General features: G+C 58.0%; 1 pseudogene. It reads left to right on the top strand.

The window, feature by feature from the left end:
• Nucleotides 1-187, top strand: a pseudogene (locus AC1D0P_RS28000) (PLP-dependent transferase); the annotation flags it as partial.
• Nucleotides 188-533 lie beyond the last annotated feature (346 nt).

Consider the following 533-nt stretch of genomic DNA (forward strand, 5'->3'; position numbering starts at 1 on the left):
CGCATCTCGCCAATATCGGCGACACCCGTTCCCTGGTCATCATCCAGCCTCGACCACGCATCGGCAATTGACGCCGGAACAGCAGGCGGCGGCCGGCGCAGGCCCGGACGTCGTGCGCCTCTCCGTCGGCATCGAGGACGTGTCAGACATCATCGCAGATCTGGAACAGGCGCTGGAACAGGCGTGATGCGGTTCGCCATGAATGTCTGAACCATCGCCAACTACCCTCGAACTGGCAGGTCGATTCTGCGGCCTGAAATAGACGAATGCGGGCGGTCATCGCGGGTTTTGCCTGAGATACCGTCCGCGACGCTTTCTTTGACGTCCATTCAGATCGCCGACTTGAATCTGACTGCAGCCCCTTGGAAATCTATCCGATTCAAGACAAAATGATCCCGCTCCAGCTTTTGGGAAGGTTCTGATGGAAAACCACGAGCCATTTTTACGCGAGGCGATTGCACTCTCGAAATCCGCGATGCAACGCGGTGACGAACCGTTTGGTTCGGTGCTGGTGAAGGACGGCGAAGCAATCC

This window comes from Polaromonas sp. P1_G2, from assembly GCF_056405515.1.